Genomic DNA, 20548 nt, shown 5'->3' on the forward strand with positions numbered 1-20548 from the left:
GCATTCAAATAAAAAGAATGAGTAACAGTGCGGAGCCATACTTCGCTCACAACTGAACTCATTCCCTTGTCCGGTTTTTAGGTTTTGAGAAAAAGAGAGTTGGATTTTCTCTATATAATCACTGTAAATGACGAGGAGCCAAAAAAAGGCACCTCATGAAAGAGATGCCAACCTGTTGCCTGAATGGAATCTACCTTTTTTCTAGAACATTGATAAATTCTCTCATATAATCTGGAAGATCTGGTGGTCTACGACTTGAGATCAGATGACCGTCAACTACAACAGGTTCATTAAGCCATACTGCCCCCGCATTCTCCATATCATCTTTTATCCCCGGCGTACTCGTAACTTTTTTGCCTTGAAGAATCTTTGCCGAAATCAGCACCCAGCCAGCATGACATATTTGTCCGATTGGTTTTTGGTGATCATTCATACTTTTCACGATTGAGATTACCTCTTCGTATCGGCGTAATTTATCTGGAGACCAGCCCCCTGGCACAAGTATCGCATCATACTCATCAGAATTAATTTCACTAAAGGCATACTGTGATGTAATTGGTACTCCATACTTGCCAATATACTCTTCCCCAGATTTTTCCCCGACAATATGAACCGTCGCTCCTTCTTCTCGTAAACGCAATACAGGATACCATAGTTCTAAATCTTCAAAATCGGCACTCACAAGTTGAATGACCTTTCTTCCTTCTAACCTCATTAAACAGACACTCCTTTACAATTCTCTTACACTTATTGTCAAAGATATAGATTCAAAAAGCAACTAATACGATGTGGGAAGCTTGATTGTTTGTTGAACATGCTTTGAATCTCGATATAACGTCCTTTCTAAAAATCGGTAGAATAAATAAAATCCGATAAAGAGGAAAATGCCTGTCGTATCATAGATGACATCAAGCAGCCTACCTGTACGTGAAAAAAAGAGCTGTGCAATTTCTGTAAAAAATGCATATGTAACGGAAATGAAAATCACCACTACTAGCCTTTTAAAAGCAAACTTTAGTACAAGAGTAAACAAGAAAAAAGCTAGTATATGTCCCGTTTTTTGTGACAAATAATAAGGATTTTCAAGGGAAAATTCCTGAAAAGAAAAGAACCGAAGCAGTTCTGGATGTGAATTTACATGAAATGAGATCGCTCTCTCATCCATAAAAGTAGAGACATTGGACGAACAGGTCAACACAAATAAAATACCAGCAAAAAAAACAGCTAACATCATCTTCACTATCATCACTCCCTATCACCAGTTTGGTCACAGAAAGATTCATTTAATCTAAATATTACAAAAAATAATTCAAACTTATTCACCTAAGAACCCCATTCACTCCAGGACAAAGCAAGTTTTTGAATTATGCACAACTTTCGATTTGTTCATTCCATAAACGGAATGAACAAATCACTAGCAATCTCATAAATCAAAAAAGCGCGGGTAACGAAATTTCCCACGATTGGTCAATCAAACGTTCAATTTTTTTCCCCTCTCACTGAAACCCTCCTATTCCCTTTAGCTATTATTTTCTCAACCAAACGTTTGATTGAATTTCTGTAACCCTTGACACGACTACTCTCAACAGCTTTAATCAAACGGTTGATTGACTTTTAAGCTCTTATTTATTCCCTCCTATTCCCCTTCAGCTATTTTTTCTCAATCAAACATTTGATTGAAACCCCTAAACCCTTGACACGACTATTCTCAACAGCTTTAATCAAACGGTCGATTGACTTTTTAAGCTCTTATTTATTCCCTCCTACTCCCCTTCAACTATTTTTTCTCAATCAAACGTTTGATTGAAACCCCTAAACCCTTGACACAACTACTCTCAACTGCTTTAATCAAACGTTTGATTGACTTTTTAACCTCTTATTGATTTCCTCCTATTCCCCTTCAGCTATTTTTTCTCAATCAAACATTTGATTGAAACCCCTAAACCCTTGACACGACTACTCTCAACAGCTTTAATCAAACGTTTGATTGACTTTTTAACCTCTTATTTATTCCCTCCTATTCCCCTTCAGCTAGTTTTCCTCAATCAAACATTTGATTGAAACCCCTAAACCCTTGACACGACTATTCTCAACAGCTTTAATCAAACGGTCGATTGACTTTTTAAGCTCTTATTTATTCCCTCCTACTCCCCTTCAACTATTTTTTCTAAATCAAACGTTTGATTGAAACCCCTAAACCCTTGACACGACTACTCTCAACTGCTTTAATCAAACGTTTGATTGACTTTTTAACCTCTTATTGATTCCCTCCTATTCCCCTTCAGATATTTTTTCTCAATCAAACGTTTGATTGAAACCCCTAAACCCTTGACACGACTACTCTCAACGGCTTTAATCAAACGTTTGATTGACTTTTTATCCTCTTATTTATTCCCTCCTATTCCCCTTCAGCTATTTTTTCTCAATCAAACGTTTGATTGAAACCCTTAAACCCTTGCCACGACTATTCTCAACAGCTTCAATTAAACGTTTGGTTGACTTTTTAAGCTCTCCTTGATTCCTTCCTATTCCCCTTCAGCTAGTTTTCCTCAATCAAACATTCGATTGAAACTCCTGAACCCTTGCCATAACTACTCTCAACGGCTTTAATCGAACGGTCGATTGATTTTTCCCCTCACTAGTTTAAATCGATTTTAATACGGTTCAAATTTTTTCTAAATTACTTCTTAGAGGACAAGGATAAATAGGACTTCACTAGTCCATTCTTTTCATTCCGAGGGTTATGAGCCATTGTCATTTGTGTGGATGAAGAACAGCTTAATACTCGTTTAGTATGATTAGGGTTTTCCCGCGACCTGCCAATCTGTGTGGATCCATGTGGTGAAAATAGTGAGTTTCATACATTTGTATATGATAGAGCATTTTTTAAGTGGAAAATAGATTTACAGTTGGACAATCGTTTTCGAAAGTGAATTCGCTTTTCTGGCTAGTAGAGTTGGGGAAAGAGCACTTCAATATGAGCAAAAAACCCTCCTCGATTCAGAAGAAACTAGTGGAAAATTAACAGATAGAACTTATTTAATTAGTCTTTTAGGTAATGACTACTTATCTAAAAAAACGGCATTGATGCTGTATTAAATGAATGTCAGTTAGATGCCATCGTTTTTCCCAATAACTTAGGAGCAACGATTCCAGCAATAGCAGGGAACCTTTCCATTACCGTGCCTATTGGATATACCTCAGAGGGTGAATCAGTAGGCATTACATTTAGCTCAAAAGCCTACAGTGAACCTACTCTACTTGAGATAGCCTTCGCTTATGAGCAGGCTACCAAACACCGAAAACCACCCATCCTATAACAAAAAAAGTCAAACGTAAACGAAATGCGTTTGACTTTTTTGAGGTAAAAATCGGAAGTTGGTAATCTATTCATAAATTTATTTTTTATCACGCGAACTTAGTAAAAAGCCACTCCTCTGTGTACAAATTTTTATAGCAAGCTATATTGAAGGCTCTTTATATACATTGTGGCTATTTCATCTGATCCTTGATTTAATTTTCCATTTCCCTATTGGTTTCCATCAAAACAGACGAAATAATCCCCGAAACAAAGCTATATCAAAAATAATCAACGGATTCGAAAAACAACAATTCGTGGAAAAACTGCTTTATTAAAACAGTACCTATAATTCACTTTCCCTAGCAATACACGCTGTATCCCCTAGAGAAACGTTCGTTTTCACCATTGATTACTTCCTGTTCGCTCTTTTGTCGCTTCTGCTTTTCCTTTGTATGGTTAACCTACCTAGGAAAAACAAGAAAGGCGCGCACTTCGGAAGGAATCTCTGTTGGAAACCTTTACTCTATTACAAACGCAATATGAACCAATGATTCATAAGATTATTCAAACTCTCCATATCTATAAAAATAAAGATGAATTTTACCAAACCGGCTTGATTGCCCTATGGGAGGCTAATGAACGTTTTGACTCTGCTAAGGGTAAATTTCCTGCCTTTGCTTATTCCTATATTAAAGGTCGGATGTTATCTGATTTAACAAAGTCACGTAAAAATGAGGATCGAAACGTCTATCCTGAAGAAGCGTTTTGGGAGGTTATTCCTGGTGAAGACTCTCCCCTCCTTGAGAAAGAGATGCTGCAATCTCACTGTCAATCTTTAACTGAAAACCAATCAAAATGGGTCCTATACTCTTGTCTTAATATGTTCACCGTTAAAGAAATCGCTCAAGTTGAAAATGTGTCTTTGTCAGCGGTGAAAAAGTGGCGGAAGGGTGCTAGAGAAAAACTCAAAGAGATACAACTATCATAACTACTTTTCACATATTATCTATTTTTCCATCTATTTCTAAATATACTATTCGTATACATTGTTATTTTTGAACCTTTCATCTTGAGAAAACATCCATTTTCACAAAGGTTTCCATCAAATCATTGTGCAGAGATGTCCACAAACCTGTTATATCAAAGTTTATAGACCGCTATAATCTGCAACAATTTCATCATAAGGCTAGAACAATAACTAGAGAATGAAGCAACAAAAAGAACCTCTATCTCCAGAGGTTCTTTTTGCTTATTTCTCATATTTAGTCGAGAATATCCTTACATTAGAGCAATAAACCTACTTGACGATTTCCCACAGTACCTTTTCATTTATTGCTGATTCGCCGCCTAAAACCACAAAATCGACTATCCCATTGTTTGTTACTAATTCACCTGTCGGTATGGGCAGTTCATTGGTATTTACTAATAGTAACGGAAGATGATGAACCGAAGCATATACAGATCCAGTTAAGGCATCCGCAAAATCTTCTCCTGTTGCCACTACAGCCGCTGTTGTTTCTCCTTGAAATTCTGTAAAAACAGCTGCAGCCGTCTCGTAACGCGTATCTCCTTCTAATCTAGTAGGATCAATTAAGTTTTTCATTATATCTTCATTAATAACGGCTTCTCCACCTACAACATAGGTACTAGTTACGCCTTCTAATGCTGATTGAGTCTCTCTAGGCATAACGGATGACTCTGTCAAAAGAATTGGATATCCTTTCGTGGACGCATAGGGTGACACGGCAAGTGCGTCCACGAACCCATAACCATAAGCAAGCACAGCCTTGGTATATCCACCTAACTCTTCTGCTACAAGGGCAGCCGTCTCAAAGCGATTTCCTCCACCAATACGTGTAACAAGAAGATTCTGTTCATCCAACTGCGTGGCAATTTGGGATGAAACTGCTTTTTCTCCACCAAGAATTATTGCGTTCGAACTACCTAAACGTCTGATTTCATCTAGTGTTTCACCTGAAAGCGAATCAGATTGTGTTAGTAAAATTGGTGCCTGAAGTTGATATGCTAGAGGAGTTGCAACAAGGGCGTCGGGATATTGGTCCCCACGAGCAATAATGACAGTATCACTTTTCTCGAAGGTTTCTTCCGAAATCGCTACTGCCGTTTCGTAGCGATTTTGACCGAAAAGCCTAGCTGTTGATTTTCCAAGGACCGTCGTGGCCGGTTCAATTTTACTCCAAAATTCGTCCGCGATTACTTCATAACCCAATAAGCTAGGATGTACATTTTGTGGATTCGGTAGATATCTTTGAAAATTCTGAGCTATTGCTTCTTCAGTGGGAATATAATACCCACCTGTTTTGGTGACCGCTTGTTCAATAACATAATTCAGACCATCTAATGCAGGTTTATATTGCTTCTGCATTTCTTCAGGTAAATAAGGAAAGGGGTTATAATAACCTAAAACATACACTGCAACGTTAGGATTTAATTGACGAATAATCGTTAAAGTCATACCGATATTTTCTCCCACTTCTTTGGTCGCTTGCTGTATTTCAGTAGGATTATATATAATTCCACTCGGTGTCAACTCGATTAATTGAAGTAATTCATTAGCTCCGGCGTTCAACGTTATCATATCTGCATCTATAATTTCCTCCTGTAAACCATTACTTACATCTTGAACACCTAATAATACTTGTTCAGAGGTATATCCTGGGATTGCATAATTTTTGTTAAAATCAACCTGGAACCCGACGGACTCTAAATGATTTGAAATATAGTCTGTGTATCCATCTCCGAGTGAATTATCATAAAGTACTCCTGCTGCTAATGAATCTCCTAACGCCACATAATTAACATACTTTTTCTGATTTAACAATTCTGCTGAAGTAAAAACGGGAAACATCACCAAACCGACTAAAAAGACCGCAATTACCATCTGCACTTGTTTTTTTAACATTTTTTTCAATAAATATCTCTCCTCACTGGATTAAAAGTCACTTAAAACTATTACACAAGATGACCCTCATCCCCTTCTTCTTCAGGAAGTTTTTCCTTCGACAAGAATTGAGGTTTATTCTCTTCTTCATAGGCTCTTTTCGTATACATTGTAGCTATCTCATCTAATTGTAGATGGAATCCTCCATTGGACTGTTGATTTATTTATAAATAGACGAAATAATGCCCGAAACATAGCGATATTACCATTTTGGGGCTGGTTCGAGAAGCAACAATCTTTGCGAAAACAGCCTTATCAAAAATAGAAATTCTTTTGGCACTAGGAAGATATTCCGTTTCACTTTTTGGTAAATGCTGCACCGAAAGTACGTTTGGAAATTTGATACCAGTTACAATAATTGCTTTATTCTTTCGTCATTCAATTTTCCGGCAATTTTTACAGATATGGTGTAGCGATCCTCTCCTGCAATACGCTCGCCTTTTATCCCAAGCGATTCAATTTAAGTTCAGACAGAAGCGCCTATTGCGCTCTCTCCGCCGAGTAAAATGACCTTTTTAGGTAGGAACCTGTTTATTTCATCTTTAGTAACAGCTGGTAGATTACTAGATGTTGTTAATAGAATGGGGGCATCTAGTTTTTAAGCAAGCGGAACACCTGCTAATGCATATGGAAACATATTTTTCCTAGCCAAAACAACTGTATCTGCCCAATTTTTTAGCGGTTTCACACCGAATCTCACAGGTGAATTTTGGTGTTTTTTGTGAATTACTCGCAGCACCTATATTTTTTTGTGCCGATACTGATAAGTCGGAAAAAACTTAATACTAAACTAACAATCTTCTTCATTTCCTCTATTATTATAAGAAATCAATATGAAATTCACGTTGACCACCTTTTTGAATCACAATCTTTTCTTTTATTGTTATTTTCCTCTAAAATTATTAAAATATATGTTGCGATGAGTATGATAATGTTACAAATAGCGTTTATAATACTTGTATCCTATCAAGAATAATTTCAAAATGTTGCAGATTTAAGATAGTGATAGCAACAAATCATCCCATTTAGGGAAAGAAAGTAGTGAATGCATTGAAAAAAGTGATCTTTTTCCTAACAGAAATCATCAATTCAGTTCATGATATAATTTTGGTCATTACAAACGATGTTTTAGGTTTAAACTTAAACGATAAAGACCTTCATTTTTGGATTATGGGCATGATTGGCATATCGGTGTTCTTATTAGTCTATGGACTCTCAAAATGGATGCTGAAACTTCCATTCGGACTTACCCTCCTGACATTTTTCTACACGCTGACGTTTATGTTCGTGTTGGTGTTTGCCGTTGAAATCCAGCAAGCCATTACTAATCGAGGGAATATGGAATTTATTGATGCAATAGTAGGCCTTTGGGGATTTTTTGTCTTTTTTATTGGATATGTAGCGATTGTGCTACTGTTCCTGTTATCTAAAAAACTCTATCATCATTACGTTAAAAAAGAATCGATTGAACAATAAAAATCCGTATAACCACCCCAATACAATTGGACGTTATTATGAACAAAAACACCCCCCTACTACGATTTTTAATAGTGGGGGGGGTTATCATAATGTTCCATTTACTCTGTTTTTCTTATCCTGAGGCGACAGGCAAATGTATACGAAAAGAACCTAGTAGTTATAGAAATCTTCTATTTCCGTACTAATACCGTCTAAACATGTCCAAAACCTATCTGGTTAGTGGTGTCTGTTCTGGTTGACCACATTAAGCATTCCAATCATTTAGAGCCTTTGAAGGGCATTGGTTAAGAATATCTCTTTCAAAATTCTCCGCAGATAAAGGCTGACTAATTCCGTACCCTTGGACAAATTCACAATTTACATTTAGTAAATATTGATATTCATCTTGGTCTTCAACCCCTTCTGCGGTCACTTTCAAGTGAAGATGTTTTGCCATGGAAAGAATACTATTTACAATTGCTTTATTATCATCATGAGAAGTTATTCCTCGAATAAAGGAACGATCTATTTTCAACGTATCTAATGGATACTTTTTGAGATAGCTTAGTGAAGAATACCCTGTTCCAAAATCATCCATTGATAAGGTCAAGCCTATTTCCTTCAATTCATGCAATTTTGCGATCATCATTTCCGGGTCATGCATCGCAATGCTTTCAGTTATCTCTAAATCTATATACGAGGGATCTAGGTCTGCTTCCTTTATGATAGACGCTACTTTCTTAACGAATGTTTTATCGAGAAGCTGCCTGATCGAAATATTTACCCCTACCTTCAATGGGTGGTAACCCGCTTTTTGCCATCGATCATTTTGTTCACAGGCAGTCTTGAGAACCCATTCTCCAATCGAGATTATTAAGCCCGTTTCCTCCGCAACAGGAATAAATTCAGCGGGAGAAACATTCCCCAATTCAGCATTTTCCCACCGGATTAGTGCCTCCATTCCGGTTATCTCTCCGGCCTTCATATTCACTAATGGTTGATAATGAAGCTCAAATTCTTCTCGTTCCAAAGCCATCCGCAATTCTTTTTCAATCAACATTTTTCGATAGAAGTGATCATTCATTTCTTTAGTAAATAACTGAAAACTATTTTTCTCTCGCTCTTTTACATAATACATCGCCGTATCTGCATTTTTCATTAAGGTCTTGGCGTCATCGCCATCCTCTGGGTACACGCTAATGCCAATACTAGGGGTTATGTAAAATTCTTGTTCGTGGATTAAAAAGCCCCCATCAAATTGTTCAAGAATACGGTTAGCAATTTGAATGACTTGTTGTTTATCACAATCTGAATTGATAAACGTGAATTCATCGCCACCAATTCTATAAACCTTCGAATTATTAAGCTCCTCTTTAATAAATGTCTCTAGTCTTCGGGAAACCTCGATTAAAAGTAAGTCCCCAAAATCATGACCAAGGGTGTCGTTTATGTATTTAAATCTATCTAAGTCAATAAACATAATCGCAGCCGATTTGTCCTCAAAGGATGCCGCTTGGAGGACAGACTTTAAATCCTCATTAAACATACGGCGATTAGGCAGCCCTGTTAACACATCATGATTAGCTTGATAGGTAATTCGATCTTCGTGAAGCTTTCTATCGGTAATATCGGTGGATACGCCTAATAAAAGCGTTGATTCCTTTGACTTAATAGGAATCTTGGATGTTTGTAGCCATTTCGCATCGCCATCAGGCTGAATAAATTTCTCTTCAGGAATGGATACTTCCTTTGAAATTGCTAATATTTCTTTATCTATTCGTAACGTCTCTGCTGCTCTTTGTTTGTCTATTAGAATATCAAGATCCGATTTTCCAAGCAAATCTTCTTTTTCCATTCCACATAGCTTTGCAAACGACTTATTCACTAGGGAGTAACGCCCATATTCATCCTTTGCATAAATATAATTTGGATTTAAATCTATTACCGTGCTTAAAAAACATCGTTGTTCATCTAATTGATCATTCATCTCTTTCACCACTTCTAAGTGCATTCTATTTGATAAAATCAAGGTAGAGGTAGCAAACAATAAAACCGCTACAGCACTTGGAAATAATCTAGTTTCAGGGAACATATTTAATATTCCTATACCGTATCCAACCGCTGTCGCGATAAGAAATTGGAATAGAAATGAATGGAAAATATTCTGTTTCATCCGGCTACATAGGATTAAACTCACTAGGATACATATCGAAAATAACACTAAATTTGTATGAAATACCCATGAAAGTTCCCCATATATTGGGAAGTAAAAGTGGAACGACTGCTCATATTCCATTAACTCAAACGAGGATATTCCTAGACTACTCCAGCCGATAACATAAACAAGTAAGCCCCAGAGATAAAGGAGAACCACATTCTTTTTATTCATAACATAACGCCATTTACTATTAAGGATGTCGGGCAGTTCTTCGCTAATAATGATATAGGCAATCAGAAATAGCGTGGGAGTCACCATGATTGAACCTATTCGAAATAATCGAAACAGAAAACAAATCATTGCTTCAGAAAAAAGACCGTACGCATATAATACTGAAACATCGATTTGCCAGATTGTCGCCAGACATAAGAATAAAAACAACGTTACGGCAAGTTTTTTACGTTCAACCATAAAAAGTACCGTAATGCCAATGCTAAAAGGAATTACGGCAATTAATAACAAAAAAAGGAAAAACATCTATAAACCTCCACTATTTTGTAATAAAGAGGCAAGCATTATTTCCACTGTTTCCATGACTTGTAATGCTTACTGACTCTACATGCTGATATTTTGTATGGAGCACAACAGGCGTTTCCTCAAAACCTGCTTTTCTTGTTTTTATTGTTGGAGGAATAAAACCGTATTCCATAGAGATGAGCGCCGAGATCGTTTGAATGGCCCCGGTTGCAGCGAAAGAATGTCCTATCATTCCTTTGATAGAAGTGAGTGGCACCTCTTCCTGATAGGTTTCTTTATGGACACGCGCTTCTATTTGATCATTTAGGTTTAAACCTAACGCTTGACTATTTACATATGTAGGAATTTTATTTCCCATCATTTCTTTGTAAAGCGAAATCATTTCTTCTCCACTCTCATCTGATTTTAGCATAGGTGTCCCTTCATTTCTTGAATTTACACTCTCAACAACTCCGAATACTTGCTTTCCCTGAATGAGCGCATTCTCTTCCCGCTCCAAAACTAAAACACCTGCTCCTTCTGAGAGTACAAACCCATGATGATCTGTCGAAAAAGGAACGCCTGTTGTCGAACTGGTTACATCGGAAGCGACCGATCTCATTTTTAAAAATCCGTTGATACTCCATTGACCTAAGGGGGTATCTGTACCACCTACTATACAGGCATCGACTTGATTAGATTCCAGCAATAATTTCGCCAAAAGTACCGCATCAATACTCGCCGTACATCCCGTGGTTAGCGTAAAGGTGGGACCTCGTGTTCCAATATGTTCCGCAACAGTTGCAGACAAAGTGTGCGTATCAACAACTGCCACTCCATGTAGAGGATACTTTTTGTAGTTTAATGCAACTGCTGAATATTCTTCAATTTCAAGAATTGCCCCTGCTGATGTTCCTATGATAACCCCGATTCGATGAGGATCATATGGTAAGCCCGCTGCCATTTCAACTGCATCATTGGCAGCCGCTAAAGCTAATCTGGTAGAGCGTGGATAACGTTTATAATTTCGTTCTCTTAATTCAGTGAAGTCTTCATCTATCACTCCGGCAATAATGTTTGAACCACCCTTACCTCTTCCTTCTAAAATGGAGTGTGTACAAATTCCCTTTTCAAGAACTTGACGAAATTCTGTTTTAGTAAGTGCACCAGGTACCTTCATTCCGTATCCAGTGATCACGACTTTATTCACTTAAATCATCCTTTGGCTAGTAATATGACCCATTACTTTTATATAATAATATATTAATTATATATCAGTAATATGGACATATCTCCTTAAAACTCCAGAAAACTAATGGGTCTATAGGCTTATTTATTGAGAACAATTTTCACAATCTAATAACTTTATTTTTCGGGAATATCTTTAATGGTCTTTTATCATGCCTCTTTTTATACGAAAATGGGATTTGATGCTGATTTTGGCGCAAAAAAGCACCCCCTTATAATGGTATGACCATTTTTAAAGATTGGCTATGTCACGATAACTTGATTTATGCTGGTTTTGATTCTTGAATCTCTATTTCATAGCCCGTGCTCATCAATTTTTTTATGAAGTAATCTTTCTTCCTTTCTTTTGTTGGAAGGTAGTCCCAACCGAGTTCTTTATAGGGGGTTTTTCTTTCAGCACTTGGTAAATGATCCTCATTAATAAGTGTGCTAGCGCCATGTTTGCTTTGTAGGGGCCTCGTCGTTTGACTACTCGATAGTCTGTCTTTTGTTTTCATCGCAGCCCAGGCCACCTGGCACATTACTGATTTGAGCCCTTTATTTCCCTTTGTGGACTTGGCACTCTTTTTTTTACCAGCACTCTCGTTATTACCAGGGCTGAATCCACCCCATGAAGATACATGTTTTTCGGTTGGGAATTTAGACATATCGATACCTAATTCCGCTAAGATGCTCGCCGCTGCATCTTCCTTAATACCGGGAATGGTTATCAATAAATTCATTTCTTCCTGATAGGGAGTTACTAATTTACTGATTTCGTTTTCTAATTCTTTAATTTTTTCATCAATGTATTCAAGATGATCAAAATGCATTTGAATGATCTTTTGATGATGAGGACGTATTCGACCATTTAAGGCATTGACTATTTGAGGTGCTTTCTTTTTAAGTGATGTTTTGACCAATGCTCTTACTTTGTCTAACTCTAGTACTTCACCATTGAGTATAGCGTTTAGTAACGTACGTCCTGAAACACCGAAAACATCCGATACGTAAGTACTTATTTTGATGTTTGCATCTTGTAAAATTTTGTGGATTCTATTTTTTCAGATGTTGCATTACCTAACAATTTACGACGGTAGCGTGTTAAGTCCCGTAAATCTCTAAATTCTACAGGTGGGACAAAGCTTGATTCGATTAGTCCAGCACGTAACAGTTTTGCGATCCAGGCAGCATCAGAAATATCTGTTTTTCGACCAGGTACATTCTTAATTCTTTGGGCATTCGCCAAGATTAAATTAAAATGACTTTCAAGAATGTTCCAAACAGGTTTCCAATACACACCTGTACTCTCCATCGCAACATCTGTAATCTTATGTTCGGCAAGCCAATCTTGTAATTCAAGCAATTCATTGACCGTAGTCCCGAATGTCTTCGTTTCTTTTTTGGGATTCCGATCTAAACAACCATAAAGGGCACACGCTACAACCGTCTCTTGATGAATATCTAAGCCAGCAACTCGTTCTAAAATAGGATCCATTCAATCTCATCCTTTGTATAATGCTAGGTCATACATTCTTGAGCTTGTATTTTTATACTCGTGCTCATGGCAACAATCAGCGATACTCATGAATGTACTAGATCGGTTTCGTATACGGGGTTTTATCCACCAAAAAAGAGGCGACCTCAGACCTGCATAAACATGATGAACAGTTCCATGCAACATTAAACCGCTTACCCTCATTTTCATCAATTGCGGTGTCTGACAGGACATGGGGGTTTCGTATACATTGTGGCTATTTCATCTAATTTTAGATTAAATCGCCCATTTCACTTTTGATTCCCATTAAAAATAGACGAAATGATGCCCGAAACAAAGCTATTTCAACGTTTATAGACTGGTGAGATAAGCCACAACCTTTGCGAAAACAACCTAACGTAAAGTCTCAACCCACCCTTCATATTTTCAAATGTTCTTCCATGTTACTAATCGAGCCAAACATAAAAAAGCTCACCGTTTTCAGGTGAGCTTTTTCGGTCTATTAGCGGATGCTAATGATATTTTCTTGTTTCAGTTCTACTTTACCTTCTTTTTCAATGACAACTTGTTCGCCTTCTCTTAAATTCGTGAAAACGATTGGTGTAATGATTGAAGGAGCATTTTCTTTAATAAAACCAAGATCTACTTTCAATAATGGTTGACCCGCTTCAACAATGTCCCCTTCTTGAATTAAGGATTCAAAGCCTTTTCCTTGAAGTTTCACCGTATCAATTCCTACGTGAATGAGAATTTCACGACCTGCATCTGATTCGATTCCAATCGCATGCTTTGTTGGGAAGACATTGACGATTTTTCCGTTAACCGGAGAAACGATCATACCTTCTGTCGGAAGAATAGCGAAACCGTCGCCCATCATTTTTCCTGAGAACACTTGATCTGGAACTTCAGTGATTGGTTTTAATTCCCCTTTAATTGGAGAAATGATTTTTTCGTTTTTCAATGCTTCGTCATTTTGAAGAACATCTGGGTTCACTTCTTCAATTTGTTGTTGCACTTCTACGTCTGGGTTTGTTTTAGTTGGACGAGGTCTTTTCCCTCTCATCACATCTTGCATTTGTGATTTAAGCGTATCCGACTTCGGTCCGAAAATTGCTTGAATGCTTTCTCCAATTTCCAGTACGCCAGAAGCTCCTAATTTTTTCAGACGATCTTTATTCACTTCTTTTGGCTCATTCACTGACACACGAAGACGAGTGATACATGCATCTAAGTGAGCAATATTCTCTTGTCCACCTAACGCTTCTAAGACTTCATACGCTAAATCTGACGCTTCTACCGCTGGACCCTCTTCAATTTCTTCATCCTCACGACCTGGTGTCATTAGGTTGAATTTACGAATTGCAAAACGGAAACCAAAGTAGTAAATTACCGCAAACACTAGACCAACCGGAATAACGATCCATGCGTTTGTTTGCGGATTAATTAATCCAAATAGAATATAGTCAATCAAACCACCTGAGAAGGTCATTCCGATCTTAACATCTAAAAGATGCATCGTCATAAACGATAAACCGGCAAAAATCGTATGAATCCCGAATAATACTGGCGCAACGAATAAGAATGAAAATTCGATTGGCTCTGTAATCCCTGTCAAGAAAGAAGTAAGTGCTGCAGAACCCATGATACCAGCAACCAAAACTTTACGCTCTGGGCGTGCTTCATGATAAATCGCTAATGCTGCAGCTGGGAGACCAAACATCATGAACGGGAATTTACCTGTCATAAATGTACCAGCTGTTAAATCTTGTACTCCATCTTGAATTTGTTTCATAAAGATCGCTTGGTCACCACGAATCACATCGCCCGCAAGTGATGTATAGCTACCAAACTCAAACCAGAATGGCGCATAGAAGATATGATGAAGACCAAACGGAATCAACGAACGTTCAATAACACCAAACACAAAGGCTGCAAAAACTCTATTTTCACCTAACATAAAGTTAGAGAATGTATTCAAACCATGTTGTACTGGCGGCCAAATAATTAGCATGATAAGACCTAACGCAACAGCAGATACTGCCGTAGCAATTGGCACAAAGCGTTTTCCAGCAAAGAAACCTAAGTAAGAAGGTAATTCGATATTGTAATACTTATTGTACATAAATGCCGCAAGAATACCGACGATAATCCCGCCAAATACACCTGTTTGTAAGGTTGGAATCCCAAGAACATTTGCATAAGCAGGGTCATTTGCTACCTGCTCTGCTGTAATACCAAAGGATGTTCCCATCGTGACGTTCATAATCAAGAAACCAACGATTGCTGCTAAACCAGCTACCCCTTCTCCACCTGCGAGACCAATAGCTACCCCGACTGCGAATAGTAAAGCTAAGTTACCAAAAATAATTCCACCGGCATTTTCCATAACACTTGATACCTTCACAATCCAATCTGTTTCTAAAAATGGAGCCATTTCGGTAAGGGTTGGGTTTTGAATAGCAGCACCTAATGCCAATAGAATACCAGCTGCTGGCAAGATTGCTACCGGAAGCATGAGGGCTTTACCAACTTTTTGTAATACACCAAAAGCTTTTTTAAACATGTGAGTTTCCTCCCTTTTTTAAAGTAAGTAGAAGTCATAATCGATACAGGTACGCAAAAAAGGCATGAGAAAAGAAGATGTAGAAATGGCTTTATGGGTAGCATACCCCATTAAACCAAAATCATAATCTACTTTACTCATGCCTGATCGAATCAGTAACACGCAAAGATAATAAGAGCTATTTATTTTTCTTTTGTATTCGCTGCAGATGCATGGTTAGATAAACCGCTTCAGCATCGTACACACTTTTTTTCAGCGTTTGCTGCATCATCTTGATCAGCTTCCATGATAAATTATAACATACAGGGTATTCTTGTTTCAATAGGTTTGCAATTTTTTCTGGTTCCTCTACTCGTTCACCACGAACAACCCGCTCAATCGTATAACGAAGATGGCGAACCAGTCGCATATAGTCGACACTTTCTTTATCTAACTTAATGTCAAACTGATCTTCAATCATCCCGATAAGTAAGGTAACAAGCTGAGAATGTTGGTTCACTTCAGATAACTGTCTGTTTACCATCGCACTGTGGATATGAAGAGCAATAAACCCTATTTCCCCTTCTGGTAGTTCTATCGAAGCGTTTTCATTTATGAGTTCAACAACTTCTTTGGCTACCTCATATTCAAATGGGTATAATACTTTTGTTTCCATTAAAAATGGATTCCGAATCGAAAGCCCTCTCATTAATCGATGAATAGCGAATAAAATATGATCGGTAAGTGCGACGTGAATATGCTCGTTTAGAAATGTATTTGTACGTTCGCGGATTAACTCGATTGCCGAAATAATGATATGGAGTGTTTCATCATCTAAATAAGGAAGCAGTTTTTTATATTGTTCCTGCTCTTTCTCATTTTTCAATACAAACGTTTTTTCAACCGTTTGTCCCTCGATATTATTACCGACCTTCTGATGAAACCCAATTCCTTTACCAATCAACACCACTTCTTCGTGCTCAGGATGTACACCGATAAGGACATTGTTATTTAGTACTTTTTTTACTTTAAAGTTTGCCATTCTGTTTCACCCCCACTCCCTAAGTCGCTTTTGTCGAAATTTGTACCTTAATTGTACTAAAAAAACAAAAAAAAAAACACCTCTAATTAACTGAGAGGCGAATGTTTATACTAGGCTATTTCAGCAAAGTTCATTTCTTTTCGAACCAGTCTGTTAACGGTGATATAACTTTGCTTCGGGGCATCTTTTCTTCAATTTTAGATGAAATCAACATTAGAATGGAGGATTTCATCTAAAATTAGACTAGTTAGCAACAATGTATTCGAAAAAATCCTTATACCAAGAAAATGAAATAGAGAACAAAAATAACAAACATTCCATACATAATCGGATGAATCTCTTTGATTCGCCCCTTCATTAGCATCGTGATCGGATAAAAAATAAAACCAATTGCAATTCCTGTTGCAATGCTATAAGTTAACGGCATCGCAATAATAGTTAAAAACGCCGGTACTGCAATTTCGAATTTATTCCAATCAATCTTCCCTAGCGAGGATACCATCAAGACACCAACGATAATCAAAGCAGGAGCGGTAACATGAGGAGTAATCACAGCTAATAAAGGAAAGAAGAATAATGATAATAAGAAGAATCCTGCTGTAACGACCGAGGCAAACCCCGACCGAGCACCCGCCGCTACTCCCGCGGATGATTCAATATACGAGGTCGTTGTTGAGGTTCCTAAGATCGCCCCAACAACCGTTGCACTTGAATCGGCAAACAACGCTTTCCCCGCTCGTGGTAGTTTATTGTCTTTTAATAAATTGGCCTGATTCGCTACTGCGACTAATGTTCCTGCTGTATCAAAGAAATCAACGAATAAAAAAGTTAAAACGACGACTAGCATTTGGAGTGTAAATAAACTAGCTGGATCATTGAAGAGTGGCTCAAGTGCTGCTCCAAAAGTTGGCTCCAAACTTGGTACTGCGCCAACAATCGCATCCGGTTTGCCGACAACCCCAAAGATCATGCCTACAACAGCAGTGGCGACTAACCCAAAGAATATCCCACCTTTTACGCCGCGGGTAACTAGAATGACTGTAATAATGATTCCGAATATCGCTAGCAGTGTTGCACTATTTGTCAAATCTCCTAAACCGACTAAAACCGCATCATTGTTCACGATAATTCCTGCATTTTGAAACCCAATAAACGTAATAAACAAACCGATACCCGCACCAACAGCATATTTCAACTCCGACGGAATCGCGTTAATAATTTTTTCTCGAATCCCTGAAACCGTTAAAAGAATAAAAATAAGTCCTGAAATCAGCACACCTGTTAAAGCAGATTGCCAAGTAATTCCCATAGTTAAGATGACTGAAAAAGCAAAGAAAGCATTGAGTCCCATTCCCGGCGCAAGCGCAATCGGGTATTTCGCTAACAGTCCCATAATTAACGACCCAATAGCTGCAGCTAATGCGGTAGCCACAAATACAGCACCATAGTCCATTCTCATTGAATCTGGAAGATCCGGAATGGCTTGTAATGATAAAGTCATCGGATTGACCACAAGAATGTACGCCATCGACAAGAAAGTCGTTAATCCCCCGATAAATTCCCGGCTAAAATTGGTGCCAAGTTCGTCAAATCGAAAAAATTTCTTCATTATTCTATTCCCCCATTTAACGTCTTAATACATTTCTGACGCTTTCTCTATCCCCAATACGCATAGAAAAAACGCCTTGAACCGTCCGGCTCAAGGCGTTGACTTTAGGTGAATAGAACACTAGAAAAAGAGAATGATAGATTGTCATCATACTTATTTTATCACTAGTGGTTCTATTACCTCGTAGTCAAGCCATTTACGGTAGCTCGGTAGAAACTTTCGGGCCTTATTCCCGACATTATACGACGTAATCTCTGTTTAATTTGTAATCCCATTTATTATTTTAGCAATATAACATATGGTCGTCAAGTTAAAAAGCGAACGTTTTTATTTTTTTATCAATAAATGTTCGTGTATCATTCCCACTCAATCGTCGCTGGTGGCTTACTCGTAATATCATACACAACGCGGTTAATATGGTCCACTTCATTCACGATTCGTGTCGAAATGACCTCCAGCACATCCCAAGGTACTCTCGCCCAATCGGATGTCATCCCATCGATTGAAGTAACCGCACGAATTCCAATTGTATAATCATATGTGCGAGCGTCTCCCATTACTCCAACACTGCGAATATCCGGAAGCACGGTAAAATATTGCCATATATCACGATCCAATCCCGCTTTTTTAATTTCTTCACGTAAAATCGCATCCGACTCTCGAACAATCTCAAGTTTTTCTTCGGAAATGGCTCCAAGAACACGGATGCCTAATCCAGGACCCGGGAATGGTTGACGCCAAACAATCTCATCTGGAATACCCAGCTCACTTCCCAAAGCTCGAACCTCATCTTTAAATAATGTATTCAGAGGTTCAATGAGTTGAAATGCCATATCTTCAGGTAATCCGCCGACATTATGATGAGATTTTATCGTTTGAGCCGTGGCTGTTCCACTCTCAATAATATCGGTATATAATGTTCCTTGTGCTAAAAATTCAATTCCCTCTAATTTAGTCGATTCATCATCAAATACATAAATAAATTCATTTCCAATAATTTTTCTTTTTTGCTCAGGATCTGATACACCTTCTAACTTCGTCATAAAACGATCCTTCGCATCTACCTTGATGACATTCATATGAAAACCCTCAGTAAAAGTCTTCATCACTGCATCTGCTTCACCTTTACGAAGTAATCCATGATCCACAAAAATACAAGTTAACTGATTGCCAATCGCTTTATGAATTAACACCGCGACAACCGATGAGTCAACACCGCCACTTAATGCGCATAGTACTTTTTTATCGCCAACTAACGAACGAATTTTGTCCATCTCTACGTCGATAAAGTTCTCCATTGACCAATCTCCTTTGCATTCACACACTTCAAACACAAAGTTTTTAATCACTTCATTTCCATGAACCGAGTGACGAACTTCTGGGTGAAACTGAACAGCATATAGCTTGCGACTTTCATCACTCATTGAGGCAATCGGGCAAGATGCATTCGTTCCATTTACCGTAAAACCTGCTGGTGCTTCAACAACCAAATCACCATGACTCATCCAGACAACCTGTTCAGCTGGCAACCCTTTAAGCAAGGATGACATATTCTCCACCTTCATGGTCGCTTTTCCGTATTCACGGTGTGTCGCTCTCTCCACTTTTCCACCAAAATGCTTCGTCATCAACTGCATGCCGTAGCAAATCCCCATGATTGGAATGCCGAGCTCAAAAATCTCTTCATCACACGAGAAAGCACTTTCCCCATAAACAGAGTTCGGTCCTCCAGAAAAAATTATTCCAGCCGGATTCATGCGTTTAATTTCATCCGCTGTAATCGTATGTGGGTGCAACTCACTATAGACGCCAAATTCACGAATTCTTCTCGTTATTAATTGATTATATTGACTACCAAAATCCAATACAACAATCATTTCTTGCTGCTGCAGTTCCGTTTTTCCTACCACAAGATCACCTCATTAGTTTATTCGTTTTCATGCGACCAATATAAGGCACAGGGCGCACTTTGCCTTATGACAGGTCTTGCCTTTTGACCTCGAGCCGATAGTCCTTGAGCTAAACACTTATCTAGCTCCAAAAAATCACACTCTCTTTCCCAATAAAAAAAACTAGAATCCACCTTTAATAAATAAAGGCAGAATTCTAGTTCACTCTTAAGAAGCTACAAGAATACTGCCTTCATAGTCAGACCATTTACGGCGGTCCGGTAGAGACTCTCGATCCTTATTATCGAGGATATACGAAGGGCAAGTTCTTTAATAATTTTCCTCA

General features: G+C 38.1%; 13 protein-coding genes and 2 riboswitches. Of the genes, 2 read left to right on the forward strand and 11 right to left on the reverse strand.

Annotated features, from left to right (window positions below; genetic code table 11):
• Positions 1–190: 190 nt before the first annotated feature.
• Both U8D43_RS17725 and U8D43_RS17730 read right to left on the reverse strand, forming a co-directional pair.
• Positions 191–715 (reverse strand): type 1 glutamine amidotransferase domain-containing protein, encoded by a 525-nt coding sequence (locus U8D43_RS17725; RefSeq protein WP_335872512.1) that lies wholly within the window; start codon positions 713–715, stop codon positions 191–193.
• Between the two features lie 63 nt (positions 716–778).
• The gene (locus U8D43_RS17730) at positions 779–1234 is read right to left on the reverse strand and encodes a VanZ family protein (RefSeq protein ID WP_335872542.1); all 456 of its coding nucleotides are present in this window, start codon (positions 1232–1234) and stop codon (positions 779–781) included.
• 2575 nt (positions 1235–3809) lie between these two features.
• Here U8D43_RS17730 and U8D43_RS17735 point away from each other — a divergent pair.
• Positions 3810–4289, forward strand: coding sequence for a sigma-70 family RNA polymerase sigma factor (locus U8D43_RS17735; protein ID WP_335872513.1), 480 nt, complete (start codon positions 3810–3812; stop codon positions 4287–4289).
• A gap of 309 nt (positions 4290–4598) precedes the next feature.
• Here the strand turns inward: U8D43_RS17735 and U8D43_RS17740 are convergent, their stop codons facing one another.
• Positions 4599–6224, reverse strand: a complete 1626-nt coding sequence (locus tag U8D43_RS17740; RefSeq protein WP_335872543.1) for a cell wall-binding repeat-containing protein — start codon at positions 6222–6224, stop codon at positions 4599–4601.
• Between the two features lie 1080 nt (positions 6225–7304).
• Here U8D43_RS17740 and U8D43_RS17745 point away from each other — a divergent pair.
• Complete coding sequence (locus U8D43_RS17745; RefSeq protein WP_335872514.1) at positions 7305–7739, forward strand: hypothetical protein; 435 nt, start codon at positions 7305–7307, stop codon at positions 7737–7739.
• 247 nt (positions 7740–7986) lie between these two features.
• On the opposite strand, the gene U8D43_RS17750 is transcribed toward U8D43_RS17745, so the two are convergent.
• From U8D43_RS17750 to guaA, 8 genes are all read right to left on the reverse strand, one after another.
• Entirely contained in the window at positions 7987–10416 is a 2430-nt protein-coding gene (locus tag U8D43_RS17750; RefSeq protein WP_335872515.1) for an EAL domain-containing protein, read from the reverse strand.
• A 13-nt stretch (positions 10417–10429) separates the two neighbouring features.
• On the reverse strand, positions 10430–11605 hold the full coding sequence (locus U8D43_RS17755) for a beta-ketoacyl synthase N-terminal-like domain-containing protein (RefSeq protein ID WP_335872516.1): 1176 nt from the start codon (positions 11603–11605) through the stop codon (positions 10430–10432).
• 301 nt (positions 11606–11906) lie between these two features.
• Positions 11907–12545, reverse strand: a complete 639-nt coding sequence (locus U8D43_RS17760) for a transposase (protein WP_335872517.1) — start codon at positions 12543–12545, stop codon at positions 11907–11909.
• 95 nt (positions 12546–12640) lie between these two features.
• Entirely contained in the window at positions 12641–13120 is a 480-nt protein-coding gene (locus tag U8D43_RS17765; protein WP_335872518.1) for an IS110 family transposase, read from the reverse strand.
• 502 nt (positions 13121–13622) lie between these two features.
• Positions 13623–15683 (reverse strand): glucose-specific PTS transporter subunit IIBC, encoded by a 2061-nt coding sequence (gene ptsG, locus U8D43_RS17770; protein WP_335872519.1) that lies wholly within the window; start codon positions 15681–15683, stop codon positions 13623–13625.
• A gap of 178 nt (positions 15684–15861) precedes the next feature.
• Positions 15862–16704 (reverse strand): glucose PTS transporter transcription antiterminator GlcT, encoded by an 843-nt coding sequence (gene glcT / locus U8D43_RS17775; RefSeq protein ID WP_335872520.1) that lies wholly within the window; start codon positions 16702–16704, stop codon positions 15862–15864.
• Between the two features lie 274 nt (positions 16705–16978).
• A complete protein-coding gene (locus U8D43_RS17780; RefSeq protein ID WP_335872521.1) occupies positions 16979–18313 on the reverse strand; it encodes an NCS2 family permease in 1335 nt (444 codons plus the stop codon).
• A gap of 164 nt (positions 18314–18477) precedes the next feature.
• Positions 18478–18579: riboswitch (purine riboswitch) on the reverse strand.
• 90 nt (positions 18580–18669) lie between these two features.
• Positions 18670–20190 (reverse strand): glutamine-hydrolyzing GMP synthase, encoded by a 1521-nt coding sequence (gene guaA, locus U8D43_RS17785; RefSeq protein WP_335872544.1) that lies wholly within the window; start codon positions 20188–20190, stop codon positions 18670–18672.
• A 248-nt stretch (positions 20191–20438) separates the two neighbouring features.
• Positions 20439–20540: riboswitch (purine riboswitch) on the reverse strand.
• Between the last annotated feature and the right edge of the window lie 8 nt (positions 20541–20548).

The sequence above is a fragment of the Bacillus sp. 2205SS5-2 genome (assembly GCF_037024155.1).
In the GTDB taxonomy this organism is placed as follows: Bacteria; Bacillota; Bacilli; order Bacillales; family Bacillaceae_K; genus Bacillus_CI.